Origin of the sequence: Paracholeplasma manati (assembly GCF_025742995.1) — a bacterium.
Lineage (GTDB): Bacteria > Bacillota_I > Bacilli_A > Acholeplasmatales > UBA5453 > Paracholeplasma > Paracholeplasma manati.
The window spans coordinates 148,616-161,121 of sequence record NZ_JAOVQM010000001.1; the positions used below are offsets into that span (position 1 = coordinate 148,616).

Consider the following 12,506-nt stretch of genomic DNA (forward strand, 5'->3'; position numbering starts at 1 on the left):
TTTAACCTCCAATGACTAGATAGCTTTGTGCAGTCACGATGTGTCCTGCGTAATTGACCGCTTGGGTCTGATAATTGATGAGAATGGATACCCCATTGTTATAGGTATTCATGTATACATTTGGCATCACTTCTGTACGTGCAACCCAAGTCGCGTTCATCACAGGATTCAATGCTTGACTGACCGTTTGATAGACTTGTTCAATCAACGCTTGATTGATCGCGTACTCTGTAGAAAAGTAGTCTTGAGCATTGGTCTTTTGTAATTTATACGCAGGTTCTTGAGTCAAAATGAATGATGGGTATGTATTATAGTCAATCATCTTTAATAAGTCTTTTTGTTCGTAAAATGAAAAGTTCGCATAGGTTGCGTATAGTTCCATGGTACCGTGTAATACCATTTGTAAGAATGGCACGGTTTCGGTTTCTACAATGTATTGAGAATTAAACATGGGTGTTTGAAGGAATCGATCCGTATATGCCCATAAATATTGGTTGGGTGACACATGGTTGGTTTCATACTTCAGTTGAATCCACTCTGCAACTTCTTGGTATCTTTGTATGGTGTCAGTCATACTTCGATTTTTAGATGTATCGCTATATAACCATTGGGTATAGCCTTCATAAGTAATGTCACTAAACCCTATATTTTTGATTGAAGACACTTGTTTTTCGATGTATTCAACGACTTTAGCTGGGCGAACATAATACGTTTTATTGGTAATCCCATCTACATGCATCGGATCAATCATCACCATATATTGGCCATTGATGTGTTTATTAGCAATATTGGTTAAGCTAGTGGAAACATCGTTGATCTCAGCGATATTTTGAGCTATAGAGATGGATACACCTTGGGATTGCCACTGGGTGACAACGCGTTTAAAATCGGCAGCTGTACCAATCGCACGACTGTAATTTGGCGCGGTTTTTTTGCCTAAGGTGATACCACCTTGTTGATAACCATATAAGCCCGAATTGATGTTTGTAATCCCTAAATACATTAAATCACTTAAGATATGGTCAACATCGTCAATGGTTGTAACCACGACATCTTCCGTTCCAATCAATGACTTTTTCGCATCCGCCATTAAGAAGTCCACACGCAGTGGGATGGTGGTTGCTAAAGAGGCTTCTTTTAAGAATAATTGGTTGTTAGATAACAAATACGCACGATAGCTATTCGCCATCCCTTGATATGTAGGGTCTTCCTCTAAAAACGTGTAATGGATGGATAAATCAAAATGGTTTCTTTCTTTAAAAGCACTGATATAGGTATCCCCTGCTTGGTTATAAACTTGAGAATAACGTCCATTGTATAAGAATCTTGGAAATGAAATCGTATAATTGGTGAGGTTATAACTATCGGATGAGTCGTTGGGTCTTGAAATGATTTCCATATATTCCGCACCTTTGGTTGCGTAGGAAACAAAGGCTTTGGATAACGACTCATAGGCGATACCAAAGACAGGCATCAATGGTTGTTTGGTTGGCACACTCGATTGTACAAATTGTAAATTCGATGCGTATTGGGCCATATCGCCCCCATAAACAACCCCTGTGTACCCAGACAAGCTAGATTCATAGTCTTTGAAATCGATGAGTGCACCTGAACCATCGGGAACAAATACATACCCATCATGGCGTGGTTTTAGTACCGGTATATCCCAGGCACCTGTGGCAGGGTTATATTCGGTTTGTTTACCACCGTAAGCGCCTAAGAAAGGCATGATGTTGATGTAGTTGATGTAATTCGCGTCTTCCCCCGTGATTTCATGGTCACGAATTTCTACATCAAACCCAGTGTCTAAAACATAAATATGGGCTTTGATTCTGACATCAAAAGCTTTAAACTGAACATCTAATACGAAATGACGATCATCGCCATTTACTAGGTATAAATTGTCAGTATTGACTGAATCCTTTTGGATTTCCTTGATGGCGTATGAACTATCGGTTTGAATTTGTTTGGAATATGCTTTCGCTGAACTACCCATTTGAGTCGAAGCCCTAGCTGGGTCTGATGCACGCATCATATCGACAACAAGGAATGAATTCGCAATCCCTTCACGGGTATTGTTCATCTGTTCTTCAAGGGGTTGAGCGATTGAAGCCAGTTCAGTTGTTGTCGCATCTGGATGGTTTTCAGCATACAATTCGACTGTTTTCTCGATGTATTGGTCATAATCATGATCAATGCCTGAGGTCCAAGAAGATCCATTTCGTTTGTCTACAACTTTAAAAATACCATTGTGTTTTTTGTAAAAGAGTTGAATATATTGGGTTTCTGATAATAAGGTATAAGTATCATTTAACGCTACTTTTGTGGTTGTATACGGGGGATAATTGTTTGTGGATTCTTGGGCATAACCCTGTGCAATCGTCAATGAAATCAATCCCAATACAATCACAAATATCAGTGTTTTTTTAATTGGAAACATGACGAATCAGCTCCTTCCATATACCGTCGATAAAGATATACAATTGACGCCACATCGTAATGATGATGATCACAACCACAATCATGATGATGGTGAATAACAAACTCATAAGGATACTCTTAAATGCTTTTTTACCGCGGTATTGATGGATTTCAATGATGCCTAAAAACACCAATATCACGCTGTAGACAACCCCAATATTCATGGTGGTTGTAATAAAGAAAGCTTCATTTAAAGTGAGGTAATGCGAGAGGATTGTGGTTAAACCAAACGCAATCATGATTGGACCCAAACTATAAGCAAACATCATATAGATTTGTTTAAAGTTACCAATCCCGTCGTGTAATGAGGTATCTAGATAATTCGATACCATGAAGAGTCCTGTTAAGAGGAAATAGCCTAATATAATGGCCGTTAAATCCAAATCTTCAATCGCGACTGCTTGAAAGATAAATCCTTGAGATGAACTATATATAATGAGCAACACAAGGGTTGCTAGATACAGTATGGTTGCTGCTAGCATCGAACCTTTATGGCCCATTTTAATCTCATAGAAACTGTCTAGAGGTTTCTTAATCACACGCCAAAAATAGGCGATGTCTTTGAGCCATTTACGATCAAAGAACGTTTTAATTGGTGTGGTATACTTCGTAATAATCCCTGTTTTATGATTGACAAAAACGAGGGATTTTTGGGTCGCATATAAAGCAATTAACACGATGATGAATACCCCAAGCAACCTTTGGATTTGCACATTTCTAACTTCCCAATACGCTTGAGAGTATAAGGTTTTATTACCTGCAAGTTCAAAGTGCAACATCGCTTCATCGTATTGTTCTAGCTGTAAATAACTTTTCGCAATACTATTATGCGCTAACGTCGACATCTGGTTGAGGTTTAAAACGGCTTGCCACGCTTCGATGGCTTGTTGGTATTCACGTTGTTCATATAAGGCGATGGCTTGATAAATTTGTTCACTATAATCGGTGGGTCTAAACGACTGTAAGAAAGACTTTGACTCGTCTAATGCGAAAATGAACCCATCTTCGCGAACAGCGATGGCAGATAAACTTGTAAATAACCCTTTGATATCTTCATCGGGTTTACTGCCGGTACCTTTACGAATCCCAAAACTGAGAATGAACTCACCATAAGCATCGTATATATAAATGGCCCCAGTTTGAGTACCTGCATAAATAATGCCTTGGTCATCAACATAGATGTCTCTGGTGTCTTCAGACCCAACGGTATTGGAAAACATATTACCACCTTGCATATTGTGTTTCTTAACTGCGGTGGTTGTCGTATTCATCGTGGAGGTATAGATCATCGAGTTTTGATCGATGAAAATACTGGAGAACGTTTGAGGGCTACGAAGCGCTAAACGGTCGAATTGGTCTTGAGACAAAATGAGTTTATAAAATTGTTGGGTAATGGATAATTGGACTTTATTGGTTGTAAAGAAACCTAAAAACTCCCCTTGGTTCGATAGTTGTATAATCCCGTTACTAACGCCTTCTCCATAGATGTACATATTCCCGCGGTTGTCGACAACCATCTTACTTGGGGCGAATGCTGTATCCGCGAATGAAGGTGAAGTAGGTCTGGTATACGTTTCTAAATGATTACCAAATAAGTCAAATTTGAAGACAGCTTTTGCACTAGAATCTGCTACATATAAGTATTGATTAGACACATATAAACCACGAGGTGTTACAAAGTCGGGGTACACTATTTCAGTTAAAACCGTATTGGTATTGGTATCATATGTCAGAATGCGTTTGTTGCCTGTATCAGCAATCCAGAGGGTGCCTTGGTCATCAAACATCATGTCTTCTGGTTTACTCAATCCCATATCGATATTGACCATCTCAGGCAAATAGGCATCTTGAGTACGGATGTATTGGCCTTTCGCATCCAAAGTAACCGTATAAGTTGTTGCTTCTGAAGCATGAATTGGTAACATCATCGTCATCGTGACGAAGATGATTAAAGATAGGATAGTTAGTTTTTTCATTAGACCCTCCTACTTAATCCCAGCATGCGCCATGGTGTTCATAACACGAGACTGCATGATGATGAATATGATGAGGTTAGGGATGAATAGAATCAACCCTGCAGCGGCTGCCATACCAGTACCAGCAACAGCTGAGCCTGTATTTTGTAATGCCAACGCATTTAGATAAAAGGCAAACGACTTCATGGTTTCATCTTGTATATATAGCGTTGAAGCTTCGACAGCTGACCATGTGGATTGGAAGGTTAAAATAGCCACCGTCGCAATCGCGTTTTTAGTCAAAGGCATGATGATTTTAAAAATAATATAGAAGTCCCCAGCACCATCGATGCGTGCCGCTTCGATGATCGGGTCTGGTACTTGATCGATGAATTGTTTCATCAAAAAGATATTCACTGGAACCGCGATATACGGTAAGATGTGCACCAAAGGATTGTTATTCAATCCGATTTTAACGATGACAAAATAGGTTGGTATCACCACGGCTGTCCTTACAAACATCAAGGCTGTTTGATTGATGGAAAACAGTGTTTTTTTACCCTTAAAGTTCTTCTTAGAAAATGCATAACCCGTGGTCACACTGATCCAAATGATGAGGATCATCATCACCAATGTAATCAACAATGTATTGAATAAGTATCTCGATAGCGGGACACCTGTACTGGTTGAAATCCTGAACAAAGTCGTAAAGTTATCAAACGTTGGGTTTTGTGCAAAAAAACGTGGTGGGAATAAGAACAACTCATCCAACGGTTTAAATGCTTGATTCACAATGTAGAGGATGGGTAACACCATAAATAATGTGAGGGGAACCAATATCACATAAAAGATCACTTGTGAACGGTTAAATGAGGTGGGATTGATTTTGGTACCTTGAAAACTACTCATAACAGACACTAATCCTTTTCTGCAAACAATTTGTATGCGACTTTAGAAAACACGATGATGATGGCGAGCAACACCACCGATAATGCAGCTGCATAGCCCATTTCATATCTTAAAAATCCATAGTCATCGATATGATTGGTAATGAACTGTGCTGCATTTTGTGGGGTAGGGTTTGCCCCGGATAAGGCAACCCCAATATACCCATTGGTAAAGGTAGCGACAATTGCCATGACGGCACCAAACAACATTTGTGGTTTCATCATCGGGATAGTCACGTGGATGACTTCTTGAAACTTATTATCGATACCTTCCACATAAGCGGCTTCATAGAGTTCTTCATTCCCATTGAGAATACCGGCTAACATGGCTAAGAACCCAACACCCATGCTGCTCCATAAAGCAACTATGATGACCACAGTCATTAAGTGGTCTGGGGATTGAAGGAATTGGATAGGGCGTTCAATCATGTCCCATTGCAACAACAAAGCATTGATATAGCCCGATTCATCCCCTGAGAATAATGTTCTCCAAATAACGGCGATGAAGACACCACCAATCATGGATGGGGTATATAACAGTAAAGCAAATATGGTTCTTGGTAGTTTTTGGATTTGAGCCAACATCCAAGCGAGCACGAATGCCAACATATAGCCACCTGGTCCAACAATGATGGCGAAGGTCAGTGTTTTTGGTAATACATATTGTAAAAACACATCGTCTTGGGTAAAGATATTGACGAAATTGACTAACCCATTCAATGTTGGTGTTTCAACGACGTTGAATGAGGTTAAGGATAAATAGATAGCCAACGCGACAGGAATCGCGATGAATACTGAAAACAATAAGGTGTACGGTAATAACATCAAGAAAACTCCAAACGCATCTTTTCGTCTGGTTTTTCGATAAGAAGCCAGTGGTTTCATTTTAATTGTCTGATCCATGATATCCCCCTGAGGCTTCCATCATTTTGTCTTGAATCCATTCGATGGTAGGAATGGTGTAAACCTTTAATACATCGCCATTTTGATCGATGAATCCAAACTCAATCATCTTTTTACGGATTTCACGGTTGATTAAAATGGTATATTGGTCTACCGCAATCCCTGTACTTTCCCCATTGAATACAACATCGGTCCAAATGTTCGATAAAGAACGTTCAAGCATGTATTGTCCTGGGGTTCTTGGTACGTCAATCAACCATTTCACTTGTTCAAGAATGACGCGCTTATCCCCTTCGGGTAGCGGTGAATTCTCTACAGCGTGGATATTGGCTGATAACCAGGCGTAAGTCGGACCATAGGTGGATTGCAAATTGAATGCGAACTTGGTTTGTGTTTCTTCGCCCAACCACCATTTTAAGAATGCCCAAGATTCATTGGGTTTTTTCGTACCATTTAAAATCATCCCTGCTGTACCGTTCGCGATGTAATAACGATTGGTTTCACCATTTTCTGGTGTCACACTCGGGTATGGTGCGATGCGCCATTGTCCAACGATTTCTGGCGCTGCATTCTTGATGAGTAAATAGTTTTGGAAATCACTGATGCCAATCGGCAAAGTCGCGTATCTAAATGCGTTATAAAACGATTGGACTTGTTCGGGTAAAGAATAGTTGGTGAATAATTGATTGAGGAATGTGAGTCCTTCAATCGAAGCTTTGGTGTTGATGGTCGTGTTCATCCCATTGGTATCGTATAAAGCCCCGCTATATTGATAGATGAAGCCTGATGTTTGATAGAAATACTTCGTACCACCACTACCAGCAATTGGGTGATAGAAATTCATCCCATATTGTTGAAGTTCCGGGAGAATTTGAATCACTTCTTCCCAAGTATCTGGTACCATGAAGCCTAACGCATCAAAGATATCCTTACGATACATTAAGACATTAAAGTCTAACGTTTCTGGAATCGCATAGGCTTTATCATTGAGTACATACGGGATAAATGCCCCTGGTGAGAACGCACTCGCAAATGACCAGTAATCTGGGAATGAGGATAAATCATAAGCCGCGTTACGAATGGCTAAATCATAGGGCATATAGGACGCTAACCCTAATGCAACATCGGGTTGTTGTCCTGCCGCTGCAGACATCACCAGTTTATTTGGGTCCGGCATCACTGAAATTTTCACACGAATCCCGGTATCTTCTGTAAAGTTTTGGTCTGCCATCTTTTGCATCATATCGACATAAGTGATCGGTCTATTCACCCACACATCCACAACTTTAGGGTCGTTGTCTTGTTTGAATTTGTTGGAGCTGAAAGAAGCCATGAATGTTTCAAGTGAAGCAAACATGCTTCTAAAGAAACCAACGTTTTCCTTTGGTAATTTGGTGTCACTATATAAATATAGTTCATCCAAATACATCGGTTGTTCTGCAATTTCGGTCAATGAGTTCCCTAGGTATTGGGTAACTGAACCACTACCACCGATTAAATCATCTAGGTAAAATGGTAATCTTTCATAATCTTTATAGATGTTATTTAATCTAAAGAGTGCTTTTTGAAGGTTAGAGATAGTGGATGATTCGTATTGGTTAGGGGCGTAGCTAGACAAATCGGTGATGATGGTTTTGATGAGTAATTGATACGCTTCTAAATAAGCCGGTGTTTCAGGGATGTATTGGGTAAATTGCCATGTACGATCTTTGTCGATGGTTTTACCCGTGATTTTACGGATTTCTAGGGAGAACGCGTTGATATGATCAATCAGTAATTGAATTTGTCTTAGGCTATTTTGAACAGGCTCAGATTCTGCTTTGATGGTAATCGTGTGGGTACCTTTGGATAAATACACTTCATATGGGGTATCCCCGTTGGATAAAGTGTGCATCTTGATGGTCGTAGCACGGGTGGTAGGGACCGCGTACGCTCTGAATTCCTCAAATGGAATTTCGCCATCAATCGCGATGGATCGGAACACTTTAAAATCCGCTTTATCGTTGATGTATTTGATGGCCAATTGGTAGAAACCAGCGGTTTCTACATTAACATCATAGGTTAACGATTGTCCCGATTGTTTCCAAGTTGCACCATCAATGACATTGAGTTTTTTATACACCGCATCAAAGGGTTGAACCGATGGGTTATTCAATGAGAACGATTGAACATACGATGAGTTTTTTTGAACATAATCAATCGCGTCGACTGTAATAAGCGATTGTATTTTAGGTCCTACATGTTGAGATAAATAGGTCACATAGGTGTCATATTTTTTAGGTGATTGGAGATGGATGTTCGCTACAGTTACTGGGGTTGAACCCATATTTTCCACTTCAATCACGTTTTCGCCGGATTCAAAATAAAACATCAGTGGGTCAATACTTTGATATGTACTGCCATATAGGGGTTGATTTTGCCACCCAGAAATAATCACTTGATTGGATAAAACTTCATCGCCATAACGGTCTGTACTGTACTCTTTTGATTCGTCTTTCCAAAGGGTAGGCAAGATGATGGAATTCATCTCGCTGTAAAAGGTTTCGCCATTGATCTTTAGCGAAACAATGACATCGTTGAGTGATGATTCTCCTAACAGATAATTCATATCGATGGTATAGTAGCCACCCTCTGTTAAAGTCAATTCATAGCGCGCGATATCGCCTTCTTCAAGCATTTTAACGGGTTTATTTAAATCAAGATCAACGTCATCATAGACAAAAAGATCGACATCTACATCGGGATGATTGTAGGTGACCTCGTGTTGATGTTCATTTAAATAATCGACGTAAGTATATTTGTCGATATCGTGTTTATTGAGTAGTTCATTTAACAAATTAAAAGCCGCGGTTTCGTCAGCTTTAGTAATGGTTTCATTGAGTTTATAGGTATATCCTGAATCCACTAAACGGGTAATGCTAAAGATCCCCACCATCACGACGATTAAGATCAAAAAGGTGCGTTTTAGTTTTCTCATAAAGCGATAAGTCTCCTTTCATAATTAGGTGAGGCACCGAAAAATATCGGTGCCTCACAATCATGATTTTTATTGATTAAAAGTCTTTTTCTGTTTTGCCGTAGTATTGTACTAATCCAGCTTTTAGTTCATCAAATGCTTGTTCAAAACGCGCATTGAATAAGACATTCCACTCAGGTAATTTAGCCAATACTGCATCGGTAAATGCAACACCGTCTAAGATTTCAGGTGAAGTGGCTTCTGGGTTACCAGTTAAGGTTGCAGGGTTACCCATTTGATTCCATTCATGGAAAATTTGTTTGGTTTCGCCGGCTTCGGTGAAGTTCCAAGGGTATGCTTTGTCAGCCACGTCGTAGATCTTGCCTTCGTTGAAGATTTGTAGAATCTTTTGGAAACCAGGGGTTCTTTCAGCATCTCTGAAATATTGGTGTGTCGGTAATGAATACCAAATTTCCATTTGTTCCGCGAAAGTATCGCCAGTTGTGACAGGGAAACTGTCGCTCATGACTGTATCAAATTTGCCATTATTGTTGTATTGTTGTTTGCTTTGAGCTTCCCAAGAACGTGTATCTGCAGTCCAGAAGCTTGCAAAAGTATACGCGATTTCAAGTTTGCTCTTTTCTTCTTGTGATAATTTAACATCGCTGTCATCCATTGCGTAGTTACGGATTGCAATAGGGTCTAAGACAATACCCACAGTGTTATCTACACCATTGGTAGAAGGTCTTGGATAGTAGTCCCAGTCCACATCGTTTAACATCAATTCGCTGGTTAATGGATTCGCTGCGTCACCTAACATCCAAGGGTCTGCACTGTTGGTTAACATCTTACCTTGTTTGAAGAAGTTGTGTCCCCACCAACCGCCACTGCCATAGAATTCATTGGTTGTACCGCCACTTGACCAACCTTCACCAGTAGTCCACAATGCGTTTTGTGCCCAAGTGGTGATGTAAGGGATCAATGCTCTTACTTCATCGGAATTGACGTTGACATAATCGCCATCAACACCTTGTTTTAGAAGTTGTTGCGTAATCGTGGTTGCACCAGTTTGAATCATTCTGAAGTCAGGATTTTCTGTACCGTAGAATTCATTGATTTGGCTATGAGCAACGAATTCAGTATATTCTTCGATGGTCCAATCTGGTGATGGTACATCTAAGTTCTTTTCTTCAGCGAAATCTCTGTTGACATAAATGCCCCATGGTACTAAATATTCAGGAAGACCTGCTTGAACGCCATAATAGTTCAACATCTTCATGAATGCTGGGTTAATCGATTTGTAAACAGCATCGTCTTTGAACACAGATAAGTCTGCGACCAATCCCCTAGTGGTATCGCCTGCTAAATCAGTAGCTGACCAAATATCCACTTTTGTACCAGTTTGTTGTTCGTAGTTGCTTCTATATTGTGCCCAAGTTTCTTTGGTGTCCCAGTTATAGGAGTCCCCTAGTTTAAAATGAACATTGATTTTAACATTTGGATAATGTTTGTTAAATTCTGTCGCAACTGCATACATTAAACCGAGTTTATCGTCTTTGATGTCTGCGGTGTTTAATGTTTGGTGACCAAGGTCTTCATAGGTGTTTCCGTCACCGTTGTAAAGCATGACTGTAACTTCACCAGCCACATTCGCATCCAACCCTGAATCTTTTTTGCAGGCTGCCAATGTTAAAGCGAGTGTCAATACTGTGATGAGTAATGTAAGTCTCTTTATCATATTTTTCTCCTTTTCTATGACATGGATTTACCATAATTCAAAACCAATTATAGCATCGTGTGAAAACGTTTGCAATACCTTTTTTCACTTTTTCAAACGTTTTCCTATTTTTTTCAAACGTTTGAATTGTTAAATAGAGAAAAAATAAAAAAGACCCGACAATTGTCAAGGTCTTTAAAATAGGCGTGTGTTTTGATGCGTTATATAGATTATAGTTCGATCGTCAAAACAGACTTTTCTTTGAGTTGATAACCTATAACAGCATCTTTAACAGCGAATCTAATTTCTTTTGGATCATCCGATTTATTATAAACCACACAAACCATGGATTGATCTGGATTAAGGAAACTTACACTGATCAAATCGGTATCCTCTACCGTTGTTTCAATCACATGTGCACCTCTTTGAACAAATTTCGAAAAATGGCCAACCAAATAGTATTCTACATTTTTTTCGATGTGTTGAGTGATAGGATCAATGGTCAATAAACCTCGACAGTTCATACAACCACCATTTTTAGGACCGCACTCTAAATCTAACGCAATGTTCCACAATAACACAGATTTCGCCCCATATTGAAGAGAGCCTAAAAATACATTTTCAAGATTCCAACCCAAATTATCACTGAAGTTGTTAGCCCATAAACCGCCTGAACATTCCGTAAACCAAATATCTTTATCCGGGTATTCTTCTATCAATGCTTGTGTCGCTTTGACGTTCCCGTCATAACAATGGAAACCAGTACCTGCAACAGCTAAAGCAGCTTTTTCGTCGGAATAGATGGTTCTTGCATAATCAATATCATCCCAATTGTGGTCATAGGCGATGATTTTTGTGTCGATATTTTGTTCTTTAAAGGTATCTGATAGTATTTGAACAAATGCTTTCTGTTCTTGACCACTCATCAACATCGATGGGTAAGTCAAGGCTTCATGGCGTGGTTCATTTTGTGGGGTAATCGCGTAAATGTCGATGCCTATTGCTTGATAACTCTTAATGAACTTCGCTAAATATCTTGAATAGACACCATAATGTTTTGGTAATAATCGTCCGCCATTCAAATGATGATTATCTTTCATCCAAGCAGGCGCTGTCCATGGACTAGATACCACTAAAAAATCATGGTATGTTTTCGCAACCTTCAACATTGGAATGACATAATTCAAATCATCACTCAAAGAAAAGTGATTCAAATCATCATCTTCAGATTGAGGATCAATATCGTTGTAGGTGTAACTTCTCATTGAAAAGTCGGATGCGCCAATGGTGGTTCTAACAAAGGAAATACCAATGCCCTCTTTACCAAACAAAGCGCTCATGACTTCTTGTTGGTGTTTTGAATCGAGTTGTGATAAAAGAAATGCAGATGATTCGGTCATCGCTGCACCAAAGCCATCCACCACTTGTTTCAAATGGTTTGGATTCAAATGGATATTGGGTTTGTTCGTGGTTGAATACACCGGTTCTTGAACAAATTTCTTCGATTCATCCCCAGTAGTTACGTATAATTTAACAGTTCTGTTCAT

The 12,506-nt window shown here is 39.5% G+C and carries 7 protein-coding genes; all 7 read right to left on the reverse strand.

Annotated elements, in window-relative coordinates; all coding sequences use genetic code 11:
• Window position 1 precedes the first annotated feature (1 nt).
• On the reverse strand, window positions 2–2,440 hold the full coding sequence (locus N7548_RS00645; protein ID WP_263607447.1) for a DUF5696 domain-containing protein: 2,439 nt from the start codon (window positions 2,438–2,440) through the stop codon (window positions 2–4).
• On the reverse strand, window positions 2,427–4,457 hold the full coding sequence (locus tag N7548_RS00650; protein WP_263607448.1) for a YIP1 family protein: 2,031 nt from the start codon (window positions 4,455–4,457) through the stop codon (window positions 2,427–2,429). The genes N7548_RS00645 and N7548_RS00650 overlap by 14 nt, the downstream gene beginning before the upstream one ends.
• Window positions 4,458–4,466: 9 nt before the next feature.
• Window positions 4,467–5,345, reverse strand: coding sequence for a carbohydrate ABC transporter permease (locus tag N7548_RS00655; RefSeq protein WP_263607449.1), 879 nt, complete (start codon window positions 5,343–5,345; stop codon window positions 4,467–4,469).
• An 8-nt stretch (window positions 5,346–5,353) separates the two neighbouring features.
• Window positions 5,354–6,286 carry a carbohydrate ABC transporter permease gene (locus N7548_RS00660; protein ID WP_263607450.1) on the reverse strand — a complete coding sequence of 311 codons (933 nt, stop codon included), beginning with the start codon at window positions 6,284–6,286 and terminating at the stop codon, window positions 5,354–5,356.
• Complete coding sequence (locus N7548_RS00665; protein WP_263607451.1) at window positions 6,270–9,263, reverse strand: extracellular solute-binding protein; 2,994 nt, start codon at window positions 9,261–9,263, stop codon at window positions 6,270–6,272. Before N7548_RS00665 ends, N7548_RS00660 begins: the two co-directional genes overlap by 17 nt.
• Before the next feature lie 76 nt (window positions 9,264–9,339).
• On the reverse strand, window positions 9,340–10,980 hold the full coding sequence (locus N7548_RS00670; RefSeq protein WP_263607452.1) for a type 2 periplasmic-binding domain-containing protein: 1,641 nt from the start codon (window positions 10,978–10,980) through the stop codon (window positions 9,340–9,342).
• A 209-nt stretch (window positions 10,981–11,189) separates the two neighbouring features.
• Entirely contained in the window at window positions 11,190–12,506 is a 1,317-nt protein-coding gene (locus tag N7548_RS00675) for a glycoside hydrolase family 30 protein (protein ID WP_263607453.1), read from the reverse strand.

Coding starts and splice junctions, on each gene's coding strand:
- N7548_RS00645 (WP_263607447.1), bottom strand. CDS start 2,440: ATGTTTCCAATTAAAAAAACACTGATATTTGTGATTGTATTGGGATTG.
- N7548_RS00650 (WP_263607448.1), bottom strand. CDS start 4,457: ATGAAAAAACTAACTATCCTATCTTTAATCATCTTCGTCACGATGACG.
- N7548_RS00655 (WP_263607449.1), bottom strand. CDS start 5,345: ATGAGTAGTTTTCAAGGTACCAAAATCAATCCCACCTCATTTAACCGT.
- N7548_RS00660 (WP_263607450.1), bottom strand. CDS start 6,286: ATGGATCAGACAATTAAAATGAAACCACTGGCTTCTTATCGAAAAACC.
- N7548_RS00665 (WP_263607451.1), bottom strand. CDS start 9,263: ATGAGAAAACTAAAACGCACCTTTTTGATCTTAATCGTCGTGATGGTG.
- N7548_RS00670 (WP_263607452.1), bottom strand. CDS start 10,980: ATGATAAAGAGACTTACATTACTCATCACAGTATTGACACTCGCTTTA.
- N7548_RS00675 (WP_263607453.1), bottom strand. CDS start 12,506: ATGAACAGAACTGTTAAATTATACGTAACTACTGGGGATGAATCGAAG.